The organism is Oceanobacillus sp. FSL K6-3682, assembly GCF_037976165.1.
Lineage (GTDB): Bacteria > Bacillota > Bacilli > Bacillales > Amphibacillaceae > Oceanobacillus > Oceanobacillus sojae.
The window spans coordinates 1,842,150-1,867,048 of record NZ_CP150263.1 but is presented as its reverse complement, the minus strand read 5'-3'; the positions used below and the strand labels follow the sequence as shown (position 1 = coordinate 1,867,048).

Here is a 24,899-nt window from a genome sequence, read left to right as displayed (position 1 = left end):
TACATGTTCAAAAAGCAAAAGTACAACTCTTTTCGAACAGCATTTATTATTTTTTCTTCATTCCTTTTATCAGTACATCGGCAACCTCCGGCCGTGAAAATTCTTTTGGAGGACGCTTACCGTTCCGAAGCATTTCACGCACCTTTGTGCCGCTTAAATGGACATGGTTTTCCTCCCCATGCGGACATGTTTTTGCGGACGCCATATTTTCACAGGATTTACAGTAAAACGCATGTTCAAATTTGAAAATTTGAATGCCGAGTTCTTCTTCATATTGTCCAATCAGTTCTTGAGCATCGTACGTGCCATAATAATCCCCGACACCAGCATGATCACGCCCTACGATGAAATGGGTACAGCCATAATTTTTGCGTACAATGGCATGCAGTATAGCTTCTTTCGGTCCTGCATAACGCATTGCTGCGGGATAAATGACGAGGCGAACACGATTTGTCACATAGTAGTTTTTCAAAATTACTTCATAGCTTTCCATACGGACATCGACCGGAATATCATCAGACTTTGTTTCACCAACAAGTGGATTCAACAGCAATCCATCCACCGCCTCAAGAGCAGTCTTTTGAATGTGTTCATGAGCACGGTGAACAGGGTTGCGGGTCTGGAAACCGACGATGGTTTTCCAGTCTAAGTCTGCAAACATTTGCCGCGTTTCAGCCGGATCCATATAGTATGCTGCAAATGGATTATGATCCGGACGTCGAAGCAGTGTAACAGGTCCGCCAAGGTATATATTTCCTTTCTCATAAACTTTCTTCACACCAGGATGAGCTGCGTCATTTGTTCCATAGATATTTACCGCTTCCTTCTTTTTATCGTAAGCATACTTTTCTTCCATGGTGATTGTCCCATAAATAATACCGTCTGTTCCTCTAAGGGCAATTTGTTCACCAATATTAAGGTTTTTAGCCTGTTCTTCTGTTACCGGCAGTGTAATCGGTATACTCCAGATTGTGCCATCCGCAAGGCGTGTACGCTCAATAACATATTCGTAATCAGACCGGCCCATAAATCCTGTCAGCGGACTAAATCCTCCTATTCCAATCAGTTCCAAATCAGAGAGCACCCAGGAATTCACAGATAGTGATGGAAGCTTTTCAGCATCCCTGATCGCTTCCTCTCTTTTCTTTCCAGTTAGTTCACGGCAGATTAATTTTCCGCCATATGGTTGATTAACCATAAAACAACCTCCTGATTTCAGTTTTCATGAAGTGATATATTGAACAGCTGCATAGGAAGGAACCATGCATGATTCCATTTCATGTCATAAATGATTTTTATACGCGTTTCATAATAGAATACCCCGGCTATCAAGCCAGGGTATCTTTTATCCTTCTTTTTTACGCTGCTACAGGAAAGCGGACAAAGTTGATAGCATCTACTGAAATATATATTTTGACATTGCCTCCGTAACCGCTTGATACATCAATAACCAGGGCCAGATCTGCAGTAACTGTTGAGAGGATACCTTCAATTAAATTATTATCTGTTGCTACTTCAACTCTTGAACCAATCCGGTTAGCCAGCTCCGCAGTAAACTTTGCTGCAAACATTTAAACTCCTCCTTTACGAATTACTGACAAATTCAATTTTTTCAATTCGAACCAATACTTGTGAGCCAGAAGCTTCAATAATCACAATATAGTCGTCCTGTACTGCAAGCAGTGTTCCGGATATTGTGTCAAAAGGAGTAGTGACCTGCACTTGTTCGTTTACTAAACTCAACAGGACCTCTCTAATGGTCGTTGGTGTACCAGGAGTTCCTCCGCCTCCCCATTTACCTAAACTTAAATTTAAATTTTGACCGCCATCTAAACTGAATCCAGGTAAATTCAGAGAAAAATTATGACTTAGCGTGCTGTCATTATTCACACTATTGGCGTTGTTGGACGTAACTAAGTTTTGTGACATTTCGTTTAACAAATTCAATAGCTTTCTTTGACGATCTGTTAAATTAGCCAAGCTTGTTCATTCCTTTCCATGATGTTTTTTAAGGCCTTCTTTATTTAATTAGAAAACCCACAAAACAACTAAGAAATTAACTGTACCTTATCAACAGCTAATTCTCTTGTCATTTATTCCTTTTAGAGCCCATACCCGAACTGGCGCAATCGCCTTCAAGGTACTGCTGTGCAAGGAATCCGTTATTTGCGTATCCACGCGTGGTATTTCGACGTATTCTGAAGATTTAATAATAATTCATTCCAAGGAAACTTATGAAAATTAGATCGACCCGCCTCGATATTGTGCTGCAGTGACATCATTTTGTACGTTATTACCCCAGTGTTTGTCCTAATATTTAGAGTCCTGGTTGCTATAATAACTATCACATTTGTAATGTTTTCAAGTCTCGATGCATTGTCATGAAAGCTTTTTCCTTCTTAATAATAAGATTCGTGTTTAGAGGAATAAACATTATCAGAAAAACGTCAACTTGAAGTTATAACTAACACTCCTTTCATTTAGATATAAAATAATTTATGCTTTTTTAATTAGTAAGATTGTACACATTCATTAAAATATCGTTTTCTTAAAACAAAGGGCTGGACAAAAGTCATAAAAAAATAAAAAACAGTGACTTCGCACATTTTTAAGCGGGAAGATACTGTTTTTATGATATTTAAATATTTTTGTAAGACTTTCCTTTAAGCATAAGATTTAAATAAAAGGAAATCACTAAGGTGGAATATCTATTCCTTAAGTGAGGTGATAGCAATGAAATTAAAAAAGTTAACTTTATGTGTAATTACTTTAATTATTTCTGCGGGTTTGTTATTCGGATGTGGTGCAGTACAAGATGAGCAGGAGCAAGACAAACCATTTGAAAATCCTCAACGAAACGATTGGGGCGGAAAAGGAAATCAATAACCAGCCTCCATGAAGCCTTCATTTTAGATATGACAGCTTTACAAATCAGAGAATTCATCTATTTGCACTCTCTCGCCTGAATTGATTTTTTCATTAGATGACGGTAATAGTCCATGTGATGTTAATACAACGATTCCTTCCCTCATCTAAAAGATTTGAAACAGCGATTGCTCACTTCTTCAAGATCGTTGCATCGTGATAAATATTTTGGCAAAATGCTCCCGTATAATTAATGATTAAAACAATTTTACTGACACTTTCTAAATTTTTTGCTGATGTCTATTAATGTTAAAATACTGTTATTTGAGTCAATAAAAAGAGGAGTTACTGAAAAACTGTGCTTCAAAGAAGGAAAGTTATTTTTGCTCTCCACTGTAAACAACTTTTAAGAATTAGTTGATTCTCCCCCGTCCACATGGAGCACTTGACCAGTAACATGTCTGGAATCATCTGATGCTAAATAAACAAAAGTCGGCGCAACTTCAAAAGGTTGAGCCATGCGATCAAATAAATTCCCTCCAGTCAAAGCATTTTCATCTGAAGAAAAACTTGCTGGAATAAGCGGTGTCCAAATTCGGCCGGGAGCAATGGCATTCACACGAATCTGGCGTTTGGCAATGTTCTTTGCTAAAGAGCGCGTCCATCCGACAATGGCTCCTTTTGTAGCTGCATAATCCATTAATAAAGGCTCTCCTGCATAAGTGACAACAGAGGACGTTCCGATAATAGAACTTCCCGCCTTTAAATGAGGCAGTGCTGCCCTCGTTGTATAGAAATGTGAATATATATTCAATTTAAAGGTTTGATCAAATTGTTCATCTGTAATTTCAGTTACGTCATTTTGCTGGAATTGAATGCCAACATGGTTACATAAAATATCCAATTTATTAAATTTATCAATTGTTTCCAAAACAATTTGTTCACACTGTGTTTTTTCACGGAGATCTCCCGGCAATAGTAAGCATTCCTGGCCAAGCTCCTCTATCCTTCTTTTTGTCCGATTGGCATCTTCGTGTTCATTTAAATAAGCAATTGCAACGTTAGCTCCTTCTTTTGCAAAAGCAATTGCCGCAGCAGCTCCCATTCCGCTGTCTCCACCGGTTATTAATGCAACTTTCTCCTTTAATTTTCCACTTCCTTTATAGTTTGGGTTCTCAATAATCGGTTTTGGCACCATTAATCTTTCGAGCCCCGGCTGAACGAGCTGTCTTTGCTCCGGTTGCGTAAGAGGTACCTCTTCATACTGAGTAATTTTGCCGTATATCGGATAATACGGATAAGGATCTTCTATTTTATTTTCTTCAAACCATTTTTGATATATCCTAATTTGTTCCAATACTTCTTCAGATAACGATGGATTACGATCATTATTTTGATTCTTCATAACGATTCTCCCTCCCCTTTCATAGACTATGATTAGGCTTTTGTATATGTGAAGCATAAGCATCATAAATGCCGTTGTAATGGTTTAAGATTGATTTACCATAGGCCTCTCCCTGAATGAAGCCCTGTTTTAATGAAAGGAGGTACTAAATTGAAATTTGAATTTTATCCTCAGGTTAGACGTTTATTAGAAAATAATGAAGAAGAGCTGGAAATGCATTATTTGAGTTACAGCTGGAATACACCAACAATTAAGATTAGACCGCCATATTACTCTGATCCAGTATATGAGCCTTTTTATCCGGATATAGATTAACCTTTCATACCGTCAGAAGCAATGAGTTAATGACCTAATATATTGAAAAAACCCGGGCTGCAATCAACAGTGCGTCTGGGCTTATTTGTCTTTATTAAGCTATGTGTCTGTTTCAATTTGGTAACAATGAAAACATGCTATATAAAGAGCTTAATGAATGAACTGATCAGCTTGAAAAAACAGTTTATTCAAAAGTAAAATGGTGTTACAAATCCGAATTCTGACTATGCGTAACACCATTTATTCTTTGTCTCTTCATCATGGATAAATTATCCAAAAGCCGCTGTCATAAAATAAGCTGATTGGAGTGAGGTTAGAAGAACATAACCAGATCAGCAAATATCCCGGCAACAAAATCTGAATAAAATCCTGCTTCTATTACTTTAAATACGGTAAAATAACATCCAGTATTTTTTGAACCTTCATTGCTTGCTCTGAATATAATTTCTTAGCCTCCGGGTTATCTGTCTGAAAGGAATATCCCTCCAAATCTGCTTGTATTTTTTTAAGAGAAGCTGCTAACAATGGCCTTTCTTCTATCATAATTTTTGTATATTGATCCTCGTATAAATCCACATAAATGCTGCCGCGCGAATCAATTTGAGCCAGAAATACATCCTTTATATCTTCAGCTCCTTGTTTTTGTATTTCCCCTGTGAGCCATTCCTCTGAGTAACCAAGATTCTCCAGGCTTTTTTTCATTATTTTTCCGTCCATAATTAAGACAGCCGGACCATGCTCTTGTTCCAGCGGAATCCCTAATGTTTGCGGGGTAACTGGCTGTCGATCCGTTTTCAACATAATACTCAGTTCACCATTTGTTTCTAAAACAGCCATTTCCACATCAGAAACTTTAAATGTTCCTTTCTCCCTTAACAGCATTAATAATTCATTAATTGTCAGCAAATTCTTTTTCAAATTTTTATCTAATACTTCTCCATTTCGAATGACTATAGTTGCTTTCCCGTCTGTTATTTTTGAAAAAAGCATTGATTTCAAACCTAGATATGCCAAAATAATCGGAAAAAATCCCCAAATGGTTAATGAAACTAATCCATTAACTATTTTAACGTTTTGATCAACAGACAAAGTTGCCGCTATGGAACCGATAGTGATTCCAACACAATAATCAAAAAAAGTGAGCTGTGAAATTTGCTTCTTTCCCATAATCCGTGCCATTAAAAATAATAAAAAGAATGCAGTTATTGAACGGATTAGAATTAATACAATCTCAGGCATTATCCAATTCCCAACCTTTCTAAGATACGTAATATATTCGTATTATGGGGCAATCTATGTATAACCATTCATAAAACAGAAAGGGATTAAAATGAAGAAGATAATAATCATTTTTACACTTATTTTTATCATACTTTCAGGATGCTCCAATCTAGTTGGCGGTGATCACTTCTTTCAACAAATTGATAAGCTTGAACAGGCTATCGATCAACCTGAATGGAGTAAAGTTGCATCTCAGGCTGAAGAATTAAAGAAAATGTACAAGAAGGATAAGTGGAAAATCCAGCTGGTAGGTGACGAAGATGAATATGAAGGATTGGATGAGAGCATCAGTAATCTGATTGCAGCAGCTAAGGAAGAAGATTCGCTAAATACCAGGCTGGAGCTTGCAACGGTTAAGTCTATTTTCGAAGGAATTTATTCATTGTAGGTTAATATTGGATTACAAACGGTTATATATACGATTTGGTGAATTTTATTTTTTATCTTTTACATCAACGTAATTTTCATATGAATTCAGCAAAATTAGAGTTTAAAGTAATCACTTTTTCAAATAACAAAATATGGCTTATCAAAAAGTGAGTGATTTTTTGATAAAGGGATAAAATATAATTCGAGGATGGCATTTACGCTGGAAGCAACTGCTTAAAGCAAGGCTCCAAAAATGAATGTTTTCCTCATACAGAATACTGGGAGGGTTTTCAATGGATAACAATAAACGTAATTTTAAACGCAATGAACGTAGAAACCGTAATAATGAGAACAATCATAATCAAGAAATTAATAACGTGGAATTTGCAAATGAGAATGAGTTTATTGACGAAAATACCTTCAAAGAAAATGACAATCGCAACAACGAACGACGCAATAATCGTAAATAGGTAACATTGCTTTTAAGATACCTGAATCGTTGGAGAACTGAAAAATCCCCCGATTCAGGTATCTTTCTTATGAATAAATTCCTAAACCCCAATGTGAACAACGTCTTTGAATAAACAATTCGCAATACATATTGTTTGTTATAACAGTTGTAAAAATGAAGAAACAGGTTAATGAGCATAACCTTTTGCCTCTCCAAAATTTTCATGTATTCGCATATGATAAAAAAATCCTTCTAGTAAATAATAGTTATAAATCATACTTAAAGATTAATTTAATTTTTAGAAATGAGAGGTGTAAAATGAAGAAAAAAATACTTTATACGATTATTTACCTGCTTCTGACTTCTTGTTTTTTCTTGTTAATCCAGGAACAGATATATGCGAAAGACAGGTTTGATTTTGAGGAAGATGGGGATATTTTCTGGGATGCAGAAACAGAGGAAAAAGTGATCGCTTTAACTTTTGATGACGGACCGCACTCAAAATACACCCCTGCTATATTGGATATTTTAGCTGAATATGAAGCCAAAGCCACTTTTTTTGTACTGGGAGCCCATGCTGAAAAATTCCCGGATATCATTCACCGGCAAGTAATGGAAGGACATGAACTTGGCAATCATACTTATGATCACACCACTAGACTAAGCAGACTCAGTCAAGAAATGAAAGAAACCTCAGATATACTTTATGCCATCACCGGAAGCCGACCAAAGCTCTTCCGTCCAGTCGGCGGTGGTTATAATGATGCGATTGTAAAGAGAGCCGAAGAGAACCAGCTGCATGTTGCGCTATGGTCCTGGGATCAGGATACTAAAGACTGGGACGGTATAGATTATAAAACCATTGCAGACAATGTCATCAACAATATTTCTCCAGGAGATGTCGTGCTGTTTCATGATGCAGGAGGCAAAAGGGAACAAACAGTTAAAGCTCTCCCGCTAATTCTCGATTATTTAGCTGAAAACCAATATAAAACCATTACAGTATCTGAAATGATGGAAAAAGATGAAAAGTTAAAAGAAAATTAACAGATACAGGCTATATAACCGCTGTCCCTAAACATCAAACTTGAGTGGACAGCTGTTTTATCCCCCTGTAATGAATTAAATATTTTTAATCATCAATCTCCTGTCTGGAAAATGTTTTACCCATTTATTTCCCCCAACATTAAAAAACGGATTATTTCTATTATATTCAAAGCTTTTTATAGTAAATAGCTATCATTTCATGCTCACCCCTTCTTATCACGAATAATCACTTTATTCTCCACTTTATGCGTTTTGACGTTATTTCTGCTTATGTTAATCTAATATGGTAAGTAAAAAAAATCCACTCAGGAGGTGAGAGCATTAACACAAACACCAAAAATAAAAATGAAACGACATTAACTGTTGGTTTTGAAAACGATTTTTATTTTCGCAAGCCCGTAAAAGATGATGGAGCTGCTGTTTGGGAATTGATTAAAGATTCCAAGGTACTCGATCTTAATTCATCTTACAGTTATTTAATGTGGTGTGATATTTTTTCTGAAACCTCGATTATTGCAGAAAAAGACGGGAGAACGTTCGGTTTTATTTCCGGGTATAAAAATCCGAATAATATGAATAAGTTATTCATCTGGCAGGTTGCTGTAGATGCTTCCGCCCGAGGTAACGGATTAGCGACGAAAATGCTGCGCCAATTGTTAAAGCGCGAAGCCTGTAAAGATATTGATTATGTTGAGGCAACTGTTTCTCCGTCCAATCAACCTTCACAATCTTTATTCAGAGGCCTTGCTAAAAAGCTTGATACAGATTGTCATATCAATGATTATTTTATCGCGGAAGATTTCCCGGATGAGGAGAAAGAACACGAGGATGAGTTACTGTTTACGATTGGACCAATTACTGCAGAAAATAAATAATTAAAGGAATGATTTCATTGACAACTGCAACATTAAATAATGCGAAAATGAAAACGTTTGAAAATTTAGAATCAGAAGTAAGAAGCTACAGCAGAGGATGGCCAACTGTTTTTGAAAAATCAAAAGGCTATAAGTTGTGGGATACCGACGGAAAAGAATATATTGATTTCTTTGCAGGTGCAGGCACATTGAATTATGGTCACAACGATAATGTGATGCAGGAGAAATTAATTGAATATATCAAAAATGATGGCATTATCCATAGCCTCGATATGGGGACCCCCCCAAGAGAAAATTTCCTGGAACGCTTCAACGAAGTTATACTCAAGCCGAGAAATCTTGATTACAAGATTATGTTCCCTGGCCCTACCGGAACAAATACCGTAGAAAGCGCGCTGAAAATTGCCAGAAAAGTGACTGGCCGGGAGACCGTAATCAGTTTTACCAACGCTTTTCATGGAATGACAATCGGGTCACTTTCTGTAACAGGAAATTCCTTTAAGCGCCATGGAGCCGGTGTTCCGCTGCATCATGCTGTATCTATGCCATTTGATAATTATGTTGAGGATCATGATTCCATTGCTTATCTGGATCGCTTTTTAGATGACAGCGGAAGCGGCGTAGCGTTGCCTGCCGCAATTATTCTGGAAACCGTTCAGGGAGAAGGAGGAATTAATGCTGCTCGAATGGAATGGCTGAAAAAAGTGGAAGAGCTATGCAGACGCTGGGACATTCTCCTGATTGTTGATGATGTACAGGCTGGAAATGGTCGTACTGGCACCTTCTTCAGCTTTGAACCTGCAGGAATTAAACCAGATATTGTTTGTCTATCCAAATCTATCGGTGGAATTGGTCTGCCAATGGCAATTACACTGATTAAATCAGAGTATGACCAATGGGGACCCGGTGAACATAACGGAACCTTTCGCGGCAACAATATGGCGTTTATTGCTGCGACTGAAGCATTGAAAAATTGGGAAACGGATGATTTCAGTAATGACGTACAGGAAAAAGGCATATTTTTGAAAAAAGCAGTGCATAAGCTGATTGAAAAATATCCTGAATTGCAGGGCGAAGCAAGAGGCAGAGGCTTAATGCAAGGAATTGCCATAGAAAAAGAAGGCTTGGCAGGAGAAATTTGTGCCGAAGCTTTTAATCGTGGCCTGATTGTTGAAACTTCCGGTCCAGATGATGAAGTAGTCAAGTTTCTACCGCCGTTGATTATTGATCAGGAAGGTTTGGAAAAAGGACTGGAGCTGCTTGAAGACAGTATAAAACACGTACTTGAACGATAAAAATAGATAGAGATTTATTAATAGAGAGGAGAAAAAATAAATGATCGTAAAATCACTGGAGGATTTACTTGGAACAGAAGCTGAAACAAAATCCGAAAACTGGGAGAGCCGTCGTTTTATTTTAAAGAAGGACGGCGTCGGTTTCAGTATGAACGATACAATAATTAAAGCAGGAACAGATAATTTCTTTTGGTATAAAAATCATATTGAAGCAGTTTACTGCATCGAAGGTGAAGGAGAAATTGAGAAGATATCAACTGGAGATGTGTACCAGATTAAGCCTGGTACAATGTATCTTTTAGATGAAAATGATAAGCACCGTCTTCGCGCACGTACCCAGATGCGTATGGTGTGTGTATTCAACCCGCCGTTAGTGGGAACAGAAACACATAATGAAGAAGGTTTCTACCCTCTATTAACTGAATAACAAGCCTTAAAAATCGCCTGATACGAAAAAAACTCATATCAGGCGATTTTTTAAGCTTTAAAAGAATAATAGTTCATTAAAGAGCTTTCATATAATTATAATCAGACTAAATTATGGACTGACGCAGCTGCAGCAAAGCAATCCTTTTCAGATTGCTACACACACGGAAAGAAAAGGCGAATAAACTGGGGGTAGGATGAAAGGAGGTTATCGGATGTCTTTTCACAATCACCCCTCGCCCGGCTGGCAATCTTATCATCAAAATCATAGAGATAATATTCAGCAGGATAACTATCTGCATTTTGATAACAGGAACAATTCAGGAAATCAAAATGTGGAAACACAAATTCAAGGTCCTGTATATGGAACAGGAATGTTGTCTGGGCATAATACACTTTCTGTCCGGGATACAAATAGTCAGGGGTTAGGGAATAGCCAATATAATACCTATTCAACTTATCCTGTCAGCTCTTATCATGGTATAACACCAGATATGCAATACATGATGCAAATGATAACTCAGCTCAAAAATCAAATGGATCAGCTTAATCGATTGATTATACAAAATAATCGCCTGTTACAGTCAATACATGATCAGGAAGATACCAAATGTGTTCAGGGAAACGGCGGCGGAGCCGTTATTGTACGAATGTGATAAAAAATAAACAGAATTTATTGAATTGTCATTAAATTATCACCTGTTATCATTATATTTAGCGGGCTTATTCCAAGGGGCATATACTCCCCTGAAATAAGCCCGCTATTATTTGTTAATTTAAAACTTCTTATTTTGAGTGTACCACCTTATGATAACGGACTTGGACAAGAAGATAATAATTAATCTTCTTTCATATAGTTTTTTCCTATAGCAAACGATACATTTTTACAATTACCTTATAACTGCTGTTTCATGATAACATTCTGTTTAATCATTTACATTGTGAAATTTAAATAAACGGAAGGAAGTTTTAAAATTATGCGGACGGTTCAAACAACTCAAGTTTTGGGGAACAGTAAATTTAATAAATTTCATTTACTTATTTTTCTCTGGTGTTTTTTCGCTATCGGCTTTGATGGCTTTGATGTTGCTATATATGGAATTGGATTACCATTAATGATGGAGGATTTTAATATCAGCAGAGTAGAAGCCGGGGCAATAAGCAGCTATACCCTTATCAGTGCCATGATCGGTACTTTTCTGTTAGGCTCTATTTCAGATCTTATCGGCCGTAAAAAAGCAATAGCCATTTGTTTAACCTTATTTAGTCTTTTCACCTTTTTAGCAGGCTTTGCACAGGAGCCTACCTTATTTATGATTATGCGGGTGATTGCTGCACTTGGCTTAGGCGGAATTATGCCAATCCTTGTTGCAATTATGGGAGAGTATTCTCCGGTGAAGAAACGCGCATTGACGATTGCTACAATGTACTGCGGCTATTCTATCGGAGCAATTATCGCTTCCTTAATTGGAATGTATTTGATGGAATTGACGAGCTGGAGGTTATTATATTGGATTAGTATTATTCCCCTTATCACGCTGCCTTGGTTCTTAAAGCAATTTCCTGAATCTGTTTCTTATTATCTTAAAAAGAAAAAAGGAGATAAAATTGCAGAGATTCTTAATAAAGTTGATCCCTGTGGTAACTATCAAGCGGCTGATAACTATGAATACGAAACATTTAATGAGAGTACAAAAGAATTCCCAATTAAAAAGGTCTTCTCAAATAAACGAACCAGCAGTACACTTGCATTTTGGATTGCAGTCACTTGCTCGATGCTCGTTATATCCGGATTAACAACCTGGCTGCCGCAAATTATGGTTGAATCAGGTCACGGTCTTACATCCAGCCTGTCCTTTAACCTGATGCTTGCTGTCGGACAAATTTCGGGCTCTATATTTGGCGGAATGTTAGTAAGCCGTCTCGGACATCGTTCTGTCTTAATCCTGATGTTTTTTATCGGATCACTATGTTTTGTTATGTTAAGTATAACAACAAATTCTCTTTTACTATATCTTATCATTACATTAACAGGTGCTTGTACAGTGGGAACACAAAATTTAGTCAATCCATATATTTCCGAATTTTATCCAAAGGAGATTCGTACGACCGGATTAAGTATAGCTGTCGGCGTCGGGCGGATTGGAGGAATCATGGCACCGGTGGCCATTGCACTTTTACTGACAACCAATTTAGACCCGCAGCATGCGTTTATGGCCTTTGCTATACCTAGTCTGATTGGAGCTATTGCCTTTGTTACAGTCCGAGAAAAACATGCGAGCTTTGACCCTGTCAATGTGGCTGTAGGAAAACAAAAAACAACTTGAAGTATTACCTGTATCTATAAAAATATTACGATTGCTATGAACTAGTAAATAATAATTCATCATAAATCAAGCCGTCTGTTTCTCAAATTCCCCAGAAACAAACGGCTTCAAAAATGAACTGGCTATCCCGCCTATCAGATATTGTGCTGATTCCATTCTAAAGTTATTTTTTATAGAAGTTTGAAAAGCAAATTTACCTATAACCAGCCTTTTCTAGTTATTTCACGGCCATAATCCCTTTTAATATATCTGTTTGTGTTAAACTGATAATCTGCTCTTTTTCAAGCGATAACTCAGGTTGGTCTATTAATCTCTCAGACTGCACCTGAATAATAGATTTAACAATTTCTTCAGGCCATTGATTTATACGCTCATCTGTTGATGACGGATAATTATCGTTAACAGCTTCCTTAAGAAAGGTTGAATCAAATACAAATTGATGTTTCACTAAGATTTGACGGACAATTTCTGCTGTTTCCTCTGGTGTATACAAACCAAATACAGACTTATAGTTTAATTGCTCTATCAATTTTGGAGCAAAATTTTTCAATCGGTTAATTTCTGTTTCTTTACCCGAAATAATGATAACGAGTTTGTGATTAGGAAATTTATTTTCTAATAACGTCATCAGGTTAGTGTCATTTTCTATTTTTTCCAGCTGATCTATCCATAACAAACCGCTACTTATCTGTTCTAAATCATTTAATGAAGACATTTCAGAAAATCGAAAGCATTCGTTTTCTTTTATTAGCTCCGTTTCAATAAGCAAGTTTCGGGTTTGATCAAAAAATGGAGTGAGATCATTCATCCCTTTTTGCAGCCACAGCATTCCCCACTGCTGATCCATTGAGATTCCTTGGGCAGTCCGGACCTTATATAAAGTAATTTCTTTCAGGAATTTTTTCATCACTTCTTTATAAGCTGTCGGGCCGATCAGGCTTTCCATCTGAACAGTTTCTTTATCCTTAGGCTGGGACTCTTTCGTTTTCATTTCAAATGGAATGGCATCATTGACTGGCACTGGTCCTGTTGCTTTCTCTGTAAAATCATACGATAATACCATATGCGGAGAGTGTATTAAATTAGATGAAAACCGGCTGCCCTTATCCTTCTGCAGCCACACTCTTACACTTGGATCATCAAACTGAACCTTGGCAGCAGTGCCTCTTAATAATTTAAAGTGAACAGCTTCTTTCTCTATATTCCTGAATGTCAGGTAAGAAATATCAATAATACTATCCATCGAAAAAACCCCTCCGGAAAGCTGCAGTGAACTTGCATTCAGACTGCTCCGCTCCCGTAAAGAAACAGCTGCTGTCTTATCAATCACTTCTACACTATCCAAAACTACCCTGGCATTAGCAATTGAAATGGCCGCATCTACCGCTTTTGGTATATCTGAATTTTTTTCGTAGGTTGCCGAACTATTCAGATTATTATTTTCTAAATAGCTGTTACGAATATCTGCCTCGCCATCTTGAAGTATCAAGGCATTTTTATAGCAATTTTTTATCGTCAGCTGATTGGCATTTAAAATAGATTTTTGTATATAAACCCCTATATTTACCGCATCAAATGTCACATTATCTAAGTATGTGTTTTGAACTCCATCTAAATAAACAGCATCATGAAGTGAACCTTTTATTGTTGTTTCCTCTAAATGCAGACTTCCCTCCTCCTTTATAAAAATAACCGGATAATTCTTTTCATGTTCATCTACACAATGATCAAACGTACTATTTTTTATCATTACATTCGATTGGCCTGCAGAGCTGACTGCATTATATTCCAATCTGGTCATTTCAACATTCTCCAATTTTACTGTAGATTGTTCACGAATATAAATTCCCATAAACAGTTTTTTCAAAAAGGCATTTGAAAGCTCCAATTGAGACTGATAGACTTGAATCCCATCAAATAGAGAATCGTGAATCTGCACATCATCTAATTTTACAACGGAACGATTCTTTATATAGACAGCCGGGTAACCAGCCTTCTCATCTTTTCTCTTTATCTCGCAAAAGTTTTTCATTTCCGCTTTTTCAACAGTTAATTCACTGTGATCCACCCTTAGCACATCCCGGTATGTATGATTGGTTGTCAGGGAATTTATATAACCTTTGCTATCTTCTAAGATAACAGCTACGCCACCGCCAGTCATACTTACTTCGTGCAGGTTCAGCTCTGCTTCTTTTGCAAAAATTCCATAGTTGCTGGGATTTTTTATTATCAGATTCTCTGCAGTCAGCCTGCTGCCTAAGCCGGCATAAATCCCAACACCTTTCACATCACAGTTCTCTAAGGTTACTACGGATTCTTCTGCATGAAGGGAATTGGATGTATGACCGATAAGCGTGCTGTTTTTCACATGCACCTTTGACTCTAAACCAATCCATAGGGCCGGATAAGTTGTCTTTACATCCTGATAATTTTCGCCTTCAATTCTGCAATCCTCTATGTTAACCTCAGAAGTCTCCTTTACATAAATTGCATTGGTATGTCCTGTCTGATGAAATGCAATTCCTTGAAGTGTTACAGCTGCATCTATTGTTTTTAATAAAGGCATATTTGATGAAGCTGAAATAGCGACTTGTCCTTTTCCCTTTAGCGCTACACTTCTTCCATCAATTGTTATATTTTCTGAATATTGACCATTCTCTATATAGACTGTACCTCCATCAGAAACGGCATCTATTCCTTGTTGAATTGTACGATATTTATTAAAAAGTCCACCTTTTTTTACTACTACTGACTCTTCCATATGATGTCTGTCCTTTCTAAGTGGTTTAATAAAATTTATTGTAAAAGAAATAAACAAAGGTTTCCAACTACACATCCAACCTATTATTCTAATTTTATAACTTTTTCAAAGCCAAATGCAAAATTGGATAATTTCTTCCCTGATCGTCCTGTTTCGATTTACTAATTACTTGAAATCCATTTTTCAGATAAAAAGCAGCTGCCTGCTTATTATCCTCGTTTACATCCACTGACTTAATACCATCATTTTCTATCAAAGACGTTAAAATATTGCTGCCAAATCCGTTCCCTGTTTCTCCAGGATCTATGAACAACATTTCCAAATGTTTTTCATTCACGCCGGAAAACCCAATGAACCTGTCATCCTGATACCACATTTTCAATTCTAATTGTGGAAAATATGTAGGAATTTCTGTTTTAATCGCTTCTCTATCACCTTGTTTTAAAAAATCATGGGTTGCCAAAACGGATTTCTCCCATAATTGAATTAAGCTGGTATAATCTTTTTTAGCTGCTTTTTCCCATCTCATTATTTATTTCCCCTCTTTCATAAAAAGATGAAAATTTTTTGATCCGAAAATAATTATATCTTCTATTTTATTATAAGAAGCAAACAAAAACATGCCTTGCTGATGTACAAGGCATATTTCTTTATACGTTTATATTTGATTCATATTTTTTCTTTGTAAGCTTTGATAAAACAACTACTGCTAAAACAAGCAGTATTACTGTTAATACTACTGTCCATGGACTTCCGGTCAATCCTGCTGCAATAAAACCGATTAATGCAATCACCGCATTAGTCAATGCATAAGGGAATTGTGTTTTTACGTGGTCAATATGATCTGCGCCAGCCCCTGTCGATGATAAAATACTTGTATCAGAAATTGGTGAACTATGGTCCCCAAAAATGCCTCCTGATAATACGGCACCGATACAGACAAGCATGTGTGCATCCAGTGCTACTGCCATCGGAATAGCAATTGGAAGCATAATTGCAAAAGTTCCCCAAGAAGAACCGGAAGCAAGAGAAACAATTGCTCCGATAATAAAAAGCAGTGCTGGAATAATAAATGCCGGGACTCTTCCCTGCATCAATTCTACAATATAATTAGCTGTTCCCATCTCACCAATCACTGTTCCAAGTGACCATGCCAATACGAGTGTCACTGCGACATAAACCATTTTCTGCATTCCTGAAGTGTATATATCAAAAATATCTCCAAATTTTTTCAGACGGAAGGCAATTAATAAAATAAAAATAGAAATTGCTGCAAATAAATAAGCAGTTATTAAAGATACCCGGAAATCATTTCCGTCTACCGGTTCAAAAGGAAAACCTTTTGTTAATAATAATCCAAACAAAGTAACGAACAATACTAATAAAGGCAGCCAAATTAAAATTGCTTTACTTTCTTGATCAGCATCGGCTTCATTGTCTGATCTGCGCAGCGGTTTAGAATCCTTCCAATACAGCTGGCCTGTCTCTCTAACCCTTTGTTCAGCCTTGGCCATAGGTCCAAAATCCAACTTTAATATGGCCATTAACGGTACCATTAATACTGCCAAAATAGCATAGAATTGAAACGGAATAACATGTACAAATGTATCAAATTCTGATGCCGTTATCCCCAGACTGTCGAATTCACTCTTTATCAGTCCCATGATATAAACACCCCAGCCGATAAAAGGGATTAATACTGCAACTGGAGAAGATGTGGAATCAATAATATACGCCAGTTTCTCTCTGGAAATTCTTGCTTTATCAAAGATTTTTTCAAAAATCGGTCCGACGATTAAGGGTGTTCCTAAATCTGAGAAAAAAATAATTACCCCCCCGCACCAGGCAGATAACTGTGCTTTCACCTTCGAATTGATTGATTTTACTGTTCTTGCAGCAAGTGCAGCTCCTCCACCTGATTTTTCCACTAAGGCAACAAAGCCCCCGATAAAAAACAGCAGCACAAGCACAGCTGCATTGTAACTATCTGCTACCTGAGGAAACAGAAAATTACCTATAGTTTCTGTTGTTGCCGTTAAAGGATTTCCTCCTACAATAATAAGAACACCAGTAAAAGCACCTAAAAACAATGAAATAATAACGTTTTTTGTAATAATAGCTAAAATAACTGCCAAAACCGGCGGAATAAGTGATAACCATCCCATGTGTTCCACCTTATCTCCCCTCCCAAATGCGTCCACCATAGATTTACGAATGATATGTAGCTCAAATTCATTGGCTGCATTTTTTACCTCAAAAAATAAAAACGGATTTACAACTATCAAATTGCAAATAAATTTTATGTTCCTTATTCTATCATGGAATGAAGGAAAATAAATGAACCTAATTAACTAATAATTATACATTTAAACGAATAATTATTCTTTTGTATTTCTCTTCTCATTCATCTTCGGATTATCCACATTTACTCTTAATCAAAAATGATGGAGATTTAATTCCAGAACCATTCCATTAGCTATTTCGTATCTTTTGGTCAACATCCATGAAAAAGACTCTCAGCTATTACGCTCAGAGTCCCCTTTCTTTTTATACTTTCTTTCGCTCTGTGAATCATCCTTAGATTTTGTTTTCTTTTTCTCATCCTGTGCTTCTATTTTTAAATCTTCCATCGGAATATCATCTACAAATTTTTGTTCCTCATGTTTATCCAGCTTTGTTCTTCGCTCTTCATTCCATTTCGAATTTCTGCTCTTTGAAGCACGTTTATCTTCATTACCCATTTACCTCTCACCTCTTTGTCTTTTTTATTCCTTTTCCTTTCTTTTTGAGTTGCTAAACATCATTATGCAAAAAATTCTGTTTTCACATCTACGTATTACTGCCTCAGACTCAAAAGATGCTAATAAGTATAATTCAATAGGTCTTATCATCCCCAACTGCCTAAGAAGCAAAGGCTTAATTCGCAACATTTAAATCCAAACGAATCGGACCATTACCTGTTGATGGGTCATATTCGAATTCGCTCCATTCCTAAAATGGGGAACTTATTGCTGATAAAAATGAATAAGTATCGTAAACCAGTTAAAAATACAGATGTATAAACACTGGTTTTTCTTTTGTTGTTTGTGAATAATGTAGGTGCAGCATGACCATCGTCATAAGGTGTCTCAATGTGCTGAAAGTTTAACCGACCTAATTCTTGGCAACGATAGACTAACCTGTTGTATACAATCAAAAGGAGTGATTCAAATGGGTAGAGATGAGCATAACAAAAGAAAAAATAACTATTTAGCACAAACTCCTAAAAATCAGAAAACAGACGGCATTGATGTCGAATTTTCAGATGAGCTTGCTGATGCAGATGATAGAGAGGCTCAAGCAAGAAGCCGGGCTGCCGATAAACGAGCACACAAGAAATAATTAATATAACAAAGCGATTCGATGATTAAATTGAATCGCTTTGTTATGATTCCGCCTTTATTTTCACTGTCCTCACCGTATATTTTCGTTGAATTCAGGAGAAATTATACTTAGGAGGGATTTTTCTATGGAGAATGGTTTTTTATCAATTGAGGAGTTTAATACATTGATTCAGCAATGGAACGGGGAAAAAATCAAAATTACAAAACATGAAATAAATGATATCGATCAAACAATAATAAATCTGCAAAATATATCCTATGATCAGAACATGCGCAGTACAGATAGCTATGTACCAAAACACAGCTTACTTTTGAACGGTGACGGGCAAATTGAAACATTGACTGCAATGGATAATGAGCCGCTTCCATCATCTACTTATGAAATCCCCTTGCAGGATGACTCCCTATATGAGTTTAATGGCAAGAAATTTTTTATTACTACAGATCGTGGAGTTTATAAAATTGAATTGGTTTAAACAACAATAAAGGGTTTACCCCTTTATTGTTACCAAACACAGAAGCAGATACTCCCCTTTTTTACAGATAACACTTAACATACCATTAAATAAATTTCAGATTTTTTCAAGTATACTGTTTTATCCCTTTTAAAAAAATTCAGATCGAAGAATACTCATTCTTAATCTGTCAACAAACCCGTTACCTCTTTTACGGTCTTCCCTTAGAATACCTTCTTCTATAAAACCAGATTTTTTATATGATTTAATCGCCTGCAGGTTATCAATATCCACCCTCAACCAAATTTTATGCAAAGTTAATTCCTGAAATCCCCACAGCAGCATTGCCTTCATCGCTGCAGCTCCATATCCTTTTCCCCAAAAATCCGTATTTCCAATAGTAATTCCCAGTTCGGCTTGCTTATTGAATGTATCGATATTTTTTAAATCCACCCAGCCAATATGCTTTCCATCACCAGAGAGAATTGCTTTTTGTTCATAACCATTTGTTTTATCTATACATTTTTGAATCCAATTTTCTGTTTCTTCCATAGTGAATGGCGGAAATCTATCGGGAACATTTAAATACCTTGTTACTTCTTTATCCAAACACCATTTATAACGATCTGCTGCGTCCTCCAGCTTTAACTCTCTTAATTTCACTTCCGGCAGATTCAATGATCCATCCTCCCTCTATTTTAAAATAAGAAATATGTTTTCACTGCAGCACTTGGAGCCCAGTAGAGATAGTATATCTTTGCTGGGCAGCCTTCCTGCTGCTCCCCCCCTGATATTTACTCAGCAGCACCTTTCTAACAAAATAAGAAAGCATCTGCTACAATAAAGTTAATTAGATTATAAAACAAAATTTCACCTGAAGTTATTTCTGTTAGCTGAAAATATCTTTTATTTTCAAAATAATTATATCATTTCGAAGAAACCATTAGCTGATATAAAGGAAGGTAAATCGATGATACATAAACAAACGAAGCGCCCTATCGTACTTATTGCTCTGGTATTATCTATGTTTATGGCGGCGATTGAAGGAACAATTATTGCCACCGCTATGCCTGATATTGTATCGGACTTGGGCGGATTTACATTATATAGCTGGGTCTTTTCCAGTTTTTTATTAATGCAGGCAGTTACGATTATGGTATATGGTAAATTAGCAGACTTATTCGGACGCAAACCTGTTTTTATCATCGGTGTAGTTATCTTTTTGACCGGTTCCCTATTATGTGGATTCGCTGAAACAATGACTGCTCTTATTGTGTTCCGGCTTATTCAGGGTCTGGGGGCCGGCGCCATTCATCCGATGGTAACTACTATGGTCGGAGATATGTATAATGTCGAAGAACGTGCCAAAGTACAAGGATATTTAGCAAGTGTCTGGGGAATATCCTCCGTTGCCGGTCCTCTATTGGGAGGAATGATTGTACAATACATTGATTGGGCTTGGATCTTCTGGCTCAATATTCCAATAGGCTTAATTGGTTTGGCCGGGGTTATCCTGTTCTTTCATGAAAAAGTGGATAAAGAGCAGAAAACCATTGACTATCTTGGAACTAGCTTCTTTTTCATAGCAATATCCTCGTTGATTATCGTTTTTGTACAAGCAGGTACGAATTGGTCCTGGCTATCACTGGAAACAATTGGACTGATTGCTCTGTTTATTATTTGTATTTCCTTATTTATATGGCAGGAGAAAAGATGCGTTACACCAATGATGCCTATATATTTATGGAAAAATAAATTAATGGTCGTTGCCAATATTGCCACCTTGCTCTCTGGGATGATTATTTTAGGTTTAACCACCTTCCTCCCTACTTATGTGCAGGGTGTCATGGGTGAGACAGCTGTTGCAGCCGGTTTTACTTTGAGTACTTTATCCATCGGCTGGCCAATTTCCTCGACAATTGCCGGACATCTTGTATTAAGAATCGGTTTTAGAAGAACTGCATTTCTTGGCGGAATTGCCCTGTTTATTGGTACATTTCTCTTTTTCCTGCTCGATGCAGAAAAAGGAGCCATTTATGCCGGATTCAGCTCTTTTATCGTCGGAATAGGTATGGGGTTGACTTCGACAACATTTATCGTAGCTATTCAAAATAGTGTATCCTGGCAAGAAAGAGGCTCAGCGACTTCTTTAAATATGTTTATGCGTATTATCGGCAGCGCGATTGGTACTGCTCTGCTGGGAGGAATTCTGAATCTTCGCCTTCAGCAATATTATCAGCAGGCAGGAAACAATGATATGCCTGATACTGACGCTATCTTAAATGAAGGTTTAAGAGAAAAGATATCGTCAGAGACGCTTATTCTCATGCAGGATGGATTAACGTATGCTATTCATACCGTATTTTTTGGCTTATTTTTAATTGGTACACTGACCTTTATTATCTTGTGTTTTTTCCCAAAAGACACCGTAACTCATAAATAAGAAATCTCTCTTTCTTTAATTCTTAAAATTAATAATCAAAACTAGTATAAGCAGGATACTATCGCAGCTTCTACATTAGGATCCTGCTTCTTATCGTCTAAAATTGTGATTCAGCTTTCCCCTTTTTTTAATTTATTATGGATTTTCAAAAGAAGAATTGCCATCATTTATTTTTTCTGTTAATATAGTGAGTGATTACTCACTATATGTTTTAGAGAGGAGACAGCAAGAAATGATTAAACTATCCAATATGTCTAAAAGCTTTGGTAAACAAACTATCTTGCAAAATGTATCCGTAGATATTGGTGCGAACCAAATTACCGGTTTGATTGGTCCATCAGGTACAGGTAAAACAACATTGATTAAATGCTTAATGGGAATGGAAAAACACGATACTGGCTCTATCCAAATTGACGATACAGCTGTTCCAAACCGTAAGCTCTTAAACAAAATCGGCTATATGGCTCAAAGTGATTCACTATACCATGATTTAACCGGTCTGGAAAACATCCAGTTTTTCGCTCATATGTATGGCAATAAAATCTCAAAACAGAATGTTCAATCTATCTTGGATTTAGTCCAGCTTGAGCAGGATAAAAAGAAATTAGTTCAGCATTATTCCGGCGGGATGAAACGCCGCCTATCTCTGGCGATTGCTCTAATCAATCAGCCCAAGTATTTAATTTTAGATGAGCCGACTGTCGGAATTGACCCTGTTCTCAAATTAAGCATCTGGAATCAGCTGCATGATTTAAAAAAGGACAGCACTCTGCTTATTACCACGCACATTATGGATGAGGCCATGAAGTGCGATCAGCTTTTATTAATGAAAAATAAAGGGATTGCAGCAAGCGGCAGCCCTCAGGAAATACTAGAGAACTTTGGTGTCAGCGATATTGATCAGGTCTTTTTGAAATTGGAGGAACAAGAATATGAGAATGCTGCAGCTAATTAAACGGATTTGCAAACAAGTCCTGCGTGATAAACGTACCCTCGCACTTTTATTTCTGGCTCCTATTTTTGTGATTACATTGCTGAATTATATTTTTCCTGACCCGGATGATGAAGTAACTATTGCCGTTGTCAATGTCAGTGATGATGTAATTGATATTTTGGAAGACAATGATATGATTGTAAAACAAGAAAACGAGATTAATATAAAGTCTTATTTGGAAGATGGAAATGCCAGTGGTGTTTTGGAGGAAAAGAATGGAGAATGGACATTAACCATCCTTAATGACAACCCGATGGATGAAGGTCCTGCTATCCAGGGAAGCTCACAGGCAATAATGGAAACGAATTTAAATGACCTTTCCGACAATATTGATGACATGATAAATAATATGGAAGATATGTCAGCTGGTGTAGAAGATATGGTAGAAAGTATCAATGAAATGATGGACCAGCTTCCACCTGAAGCAGCTCAGAACCTGGATATAAATACGGACTTGGGTGTAGACACAGATGTTGATACCGAAATAGATTCGGAAATCAATATGGACGAAGACCCGATTACCGTAGAATATATTTATGGTGATGAGAGCTATACCTTTTTTGAAATTTTAAATCCAATTTTAGTCAGCTTTTTTGTATTCTTTTTTGTATTCTTAATTGCCGGCATGTCAATGCTGAAGGAAAGAAGCAGCGGCACATTGGAGAAATTGCTGTCTACGCCAATCCGAAAATCTGAGATTGTATTTGGATATTTATTTGGATATGGGATTTTTGCTATTTTGCAGACGGCTGTTATTATTTTGTACTCCGTGTACATTTTAGATATGGAAATCGCCGGTTCAATTACCAACATGTTTATTATCAATATTTTATTAAGCTTTGTTGCACTAGGACTTGGTCTTCTGTTATCTACATTTGTCAGCAGCGAATTCCAGATGATTCAATTCATTCCGCTTGTAATTATTCCGCAGATATTCTTCTCTGGCATGCTGAACGTAGATACAATGGAACCCTGGCTGCAATGGATTGCACCGATTATGCCATTGTACTATGCAGGAAATACGATGATTGATGTTGTTTTAAAAGGATTCACACTTGGGGAGATAATAGCTCCATTATCTATTTTAGTTTTATTTATTGTTGTTTTTGTTACGCTGAATATTTTAGGTATGCGGCGGTATCGGAAGGTATAAAAGTAACGTGATTATGATAAAGTAAACTCAGATTTTTTTAACTGTTGACAAAAAAATCCATTCTTTATGGCTCTATACTGAATGTGGTGGTGTCCTCCGTTCCATCGTCAGATGGAATGGAGACAAAAAAATACACTCAGTTTCCTCTCTCTGTTACCCTTGAGTTGTCGAGACAAAAGGAATGGGAGAGGAAAAGAGTGCACCATCATTTTATCACAGAGTTGTTAGGAATTAAAGATACACATGTGGATGTGTGGGATATCAGAGAAGAAGAAAATTATTTTATTGCGGAATTGTTCACGAAACAACGCAAGCAGAAGTGTCCTTTTTGCGGAGAGAGGACCAAGCGGATGCATGGCTATCGCTGGCAAAGCGTTCAAGGACCAGCGTTTACGACCAAAGAAATTCATATTTCCCTGCGAAAGAGACGTTATATTTCTACGTCGTGCCACCACACATTTTATGAACGTTTACAAATGATTCAACGGTATCAACGGTGTATGGCGAGCGTTCCCTTATAATAATGGCTACATAGAAGGAGTAAATAACACCATTAAAGTATTAAAGAGACTATCTTATGGAATTAAAAAATTTGAGCGAATGAGAAAGAAAATTCTATGGCAACAAGAGGTAAAGCTTGTATTAAAATAAGCTCATAAAAAAAGAGGTGGGGAATGATTATTCCACCACCACATTTGACATAGAACCCAAATATCACAGAATCCTTGCGTTCTAAACATTGCTTTATGTATGCCCTAGCACCTTCTAAATCTGATGTTTGTTGATAAAACACACGATACAAATTAAATAAATTGGATACTCCCTCTAAATCTTTCATCGTTGCTTGACTAATTTCCATTTGTGTTCCTCCTCTTTGTTTAAAATATTCATTTTAAGGTTTAGCATTAGAAAATTGTACCATTTTCAAGTCTTTTGTACTAAACCTTATAGGATAGTAACCAATGAAAAGTTTTTTATCAGATATTACCATTTTAGAATTCATTATTGTCGGTTCCTCACCAATCTTTTGAGGTAACTTTTCCTCCACTCCATT

The 24,899-nt window shown here is 36.7% G+C and carries 27 protein-coding genes; 16 read left to right on the top strand and 11 right to left on the bottom strand.

The features are described from left to right. Positions 1-46: 46 nt before the first annotated feature. From sat to MHH51_RS09415, 3 genes are all read right to left on the bottom strand, one after another. Complete coding sequence (gene sat, locus MHH51_RS09425) at positions 47-1,198, bottom strand: sulfate adenylyltransferase (RefSeq protein WP_339285761.1); 1,152 nt, start codon at positions 1,196-1,198, stop codon at positions 47-49. Between the two features lie 160 nt (positions 1,199-1,358). Continuing rightward, entirely contained in the window at positions 1,359-1,571 is a 213-nt protein-coding gene (locus tag MHH51_RS09420; RefSeq protein ID WP_147208496.1) for a hypothetical protein, read from the bottom strand. Positions 1,572-1,584: 13 nt separating this feature from the next. Further along, on the bottom strand, positions 1,585-1,980 hold the full coding sequence (locus tag MHH51_RS09415; RefSeq protein ID WP_147208499.1) for a DUF2642 domain-containing protein: 396 nt from the start codon (positions 1,978-1,980) through the stop codon (positions 1,585-1,587). A 753-nt stretch (positions 1,981-2,733) separates the two neighbouring features. Here MHH51_RS09415 and MHH51_RS09410 point away from each other — a divergent pair. Continuing rightward, positions 2,734-2,886, top strand: a complete 153-nt coding sequence (locus MHH51_RS09410; RefSeq protein ID WP_186813528.1) for a hypothetical protein — start codon at positions 2,734-2,736, stop codon at positions 2,884-2,886. Positions 2,887-3,271: 385 nt separating this feature from the next. Here the strand turns inward: MHH51_RS09410 and MHH51_RS09405 are convergent, their stop codons facing one another. After that, positions 3,272-4,270: an SDR family oxidoreductase gene (locus tag MHH51_RS09405; RefSeq protein WP_339285758.1), complete on the bottom strand. Its 999-nt coding sequence runs from the start codon at positions 4,268-4,270 to the stop codon at positions 3,272-3,274. Between the two features lie 150 nt (positions 4,271-4,420). Here MHH51_RS09405 and MHH51_RS09400 point away from each other — a divergent pair, with 150 nt between their 5' ends. Beyond that, positions 4,421-4,585 (top strand): hypothetical protein, encoded by a 165-nt coding sequence (locus MHH51_RS09400; RefSeq protein WP_186813529.1) that lies wholly within the window; start codon positions 4,421-4,423, stop codon positions 4,583-4,585. Positions 4,586-4,963: 378 nt separating this feature from the next. Here MHH51_RS09400 and MHH51_RS09395 read toward each other — a convergent pair whose 3' ends face one another. Then, complete coding sequence (locus tag MHH51_RS09395; RefSeq protein WP_339285756.1) at positions 4,964-5,824, bottom strand: DUF421 domain-containing protein; 861 nt, start codon at positions 5,822-5,824, stop codon at positions 4,964-4,966. Positions 5,825-5,915: 91 nt separating this feature from the next. Between MHH51_RS09395 and MHH51_RS09390 the strand changes: the two genes are divergently transcribed. From MHH51_RS09390 to MHH51_RS09355, 8 genes are all read left to right on the top strand, one after another. Next, entirely contained in the window at positions 5,916-6,254 is a 339-nt protein-coding gene (locus MHH51_RS09390; RefSeq protein ID WP_339285755.1) for a DUF4363 family protein, read from the top strand. 274 nt (positions 6,255-6,528) lie between these two features. Then, on the top strand, positions 6,529-6,705 hold the full coding sequence (locus tag MHH51_RS09385) for a hypothetical protein (RefSeq protein WP_198048580.1): 177 nt from the start codon (positions 6,529-6,531) through the stop codon (positions 6,703-6,705). A 299-nt stretch (positions 6,706-7,004) separates the two neighbouring features. Beyond that, positions 7,005-7,733 (top strand): polysaccharide deacetylase family protein, encoded by a 729-nt coding sequence (locus tag MHH51_RS09380; RefSeq protein ID WP_339285752.1) that lies wholly within the window; start codon positions 7,005-7,007, stop codon positions 7,731-7,733. Between the two features lie 320 nt (positions 7,734-8,053). Further along, positions 8,054-8,608, top strand: a complete 555-nt coding sequence (gene ectA, locus MHH51_RS09375) for a diaminobutyrate acetyltransferase (RefSeq protein WP_339286295.1) — start codon at positions 8,054-8,056, stop codon at positions 8,606-8,608. Positions 8,609-8,655: 47 nt separating this feature from the next. Further along, the gene (gene ectB / locus MHH51_RS09370; RefSeq protein ID WP_339286294.1) at positions 8,656-9,903 is read left to right on the top strand and encodes a diaminobutyrate--2-oxoglutarate transaminase; all 1,248 of its coding nucleotides are present in this window, start codon (positions 8,656-8,658) and stop codon (positions 9,901-9,903) included. A 40-nt stretch (positions 9,904-9,943) separates the two neighbouring features. Then, positions 9,944-10,330 carry an ectoine synthase gene (locus tag MHH51_RS09365; protein ID WP_147208518.1) on the top strand — a complete coding sequence of 129 codons (387 nt, stop codon included), beginning with the start codon at positions 9,944-9,946 and terminating at the stop codon, positions 10,328-10,330. Positions 10,331-10,544: 214 nt separating this feature from the next. Continuing rightward, entirely contained in the window at positions 10,545-10,985 is a 441-nt protein-coding gene (locus MHH51_RS09360) for a hypothetical protein (RefSeq protein WP_339285749.1), read from the top strand. Between the two features lie 321 nt (positions 10,986-11,306). After that, positions 11,307-12,656 carry an MFS transporter gene (locus MHH51_RS09355; protein WP_339285747.1) on the top strand — a complete coding sequence of 450 codons (1,350 nt, stop codon included), beginning with the start codon at positions 11,307-11,309 and terminating at the stop codon, positions 12,654-12,656. Positions 12,657-12,873: 217 nt separating this feature from the next. On the opposite strand, the gene MHH51_RS09350 is transcribed toward MHH51_RS09355, so the two are convergent. The 4 genes from MHH51_RS09350 to MHH51_RS09335 all read right to left on the bottom strand — a co-directional run bounded on the left by MHH51_RS09350 (position 12,874) and on the right by MHH51_RS09335 (position 18,158). Beyond that, positions 12,874-15,417 (bottom strand): right-handed parallel beta-helix repeat-containing protein, encoded by a 2,544-nt coding sequence (locus MHH51_RS09350; protein ID WP_339285745.1) that lies wholly within the window; start codon positions 15,415-15,417, stop codon positions 12,874-12,876. A gap of 94 nt (positions 15,418-15,511) precedes the next feature. Further along, positions 15,512-15,946, bottom strand: a complete 435-nt coding sequence (locus MHH51_RS09345; protein ID WP_339285743.1) for a GNAT family N-acetyltransferase — start codon at positions 15,944-15,946, stop codon at positions 15,512-15,514. 121 nt (positions 15,947-16,067) lie between these two features. Then, the gene (locus MHH51_RS09340) at positions 16,068-17,582 is read right to left on the bottom strand and encodes a Na+/H+ antiporter NhaC family protein (RefSeq protein WP_339286292.1); all 1,515 of its coding nucleotides are present in this window, start codon (positions 17,580-17,582) and stop codon (positions 16,068-16,070) included. A 351-nt stretch (positions 17,583-17,933) separates the two neighbouring features. Then, complete coding sequence (locus MHH51_RS09335) at positions 17,934-18,158, bottom strand: hypothetical protein (protein WP_339285741.1); 225 nt, start codon at positions 18,156-18,158, stop codon at positions 17,934-17,936. 469 nt (positions 18,159-18,627) lie between these two features. Between MHH51_RS09335 and MHH51_RS09330 the strand changes: the two genes are divergently transcribed. Both MHH51_RS09330 and MHH51_RS09325 read left to right on the top strand, forming a co-directional pair. Continuing rightward, on the top strand, positions 18,628-18,798 hold the full coding sequence (locus MHH51_RS09330) for a YfhD family protein (RefSeq protein WP_147208534.1): 171 nt from the start codon (positions 18,628-18,630) through the stop codon (positions 18,796-18,798). Between the two features lie 127 nt (positions 18,799-18,925). Beyond that, positions 18,926-19,276, top strand: a complete 351-nt coding sequence (locus MHH51_RS09325; protein WP_339285738.1) for a hypothetical protein — start codon at positions 18,926-18,928, stop codon at positions 19,274-19,276. 129 nt (positions 19,277-19,405) lie between these two features. Here MHH51_RS09325 and MHH51_RS09320 read toward each other — a convergent pair whose 3' ends face one another. Beyond that, a complete protein-coding gene (locus MHH51_RS09320; protein ID WP_339285736.1) occupies positions 19,406-19,933 on the bottom strand; it encodes a GNAT family protein in 528 nt (175 codons plus the stop codon). Between the two features lie 292 nt (positions 19,934-20,225). Here MHH51_RS09320 and MHH51_RS09315 point away from each other — a divergent pair, with 292 nt between their 5' ends. From MHH51_RS09315 to MHH51_RS09300, 4 genes are all read left to right on the top strand, one after another. Then, complete coding sequence (locus MHH51_RS09315) at positions 20,226-21,698, top strand: MDR family MFS transporter (RefSeq protein WP_339285734.1); 1,473 nt, start codon at positions 20,226-20,228, stop codon at positions 21,696-21,698. A 232-nt stretch (positions 21,699-21,930) separates the two neighbouring features. Then, positions 21,931-22,653, top strand: a complete 723-nt coding sequence (locus tag MHH51_RS09310) for an ABC transporter ATP-binding protein (protein WP_147208546.1) — start codon at positions 21,931-21,933, stop codon at positions 22,651-22,653. Then, positions 22,631-23,845 (top strand): ABC transporter permease, encoded by a 1,215-nt coding sequence (locus MHH51_RS09305; protein ID WP_156985532.1) that lies wholly within the window; start codon positions 22,631-22,633, stop codon positions 23,843-23,845. Before MHH51_RS09310 ends, MHH51_RS09305 begins: the two co-directional genes overlap by 23 nt. A gap of 197 nt (positions 23,846-24,042) precedes the next feature. After that, positions 24,043-24,366 carry a transposase family protein gene (locus tag MHH51_RS09300; RefSeq protein ID WP_339285730.1) on the top strand — a complete coding sequence of 108 codons (324 nt, stop codon included), beginning with the start codon at positions 24,043-24,045 and terminating at the stop codon, positions 24,364-24,366. 62 nt (positions 24,367-24,428) lie between these two features. On the opposite strand, the gene MHH51_RS09295 is transcribed toward MHH51_RS09300, so the two are convergent. Continuing rightward, positions 24,429-24,704 (bottom strand): hypothetical protein, encoded by a 276-nt coding sequence (locus MHH51_RS09295; protein WP_339285728.1) that lies wholly within the window; start codon positions 24,702-24,704, stop codon positions 24,429-24,431. Positions 24,705-24,899 lie beyond the last annotated feature (195 nt).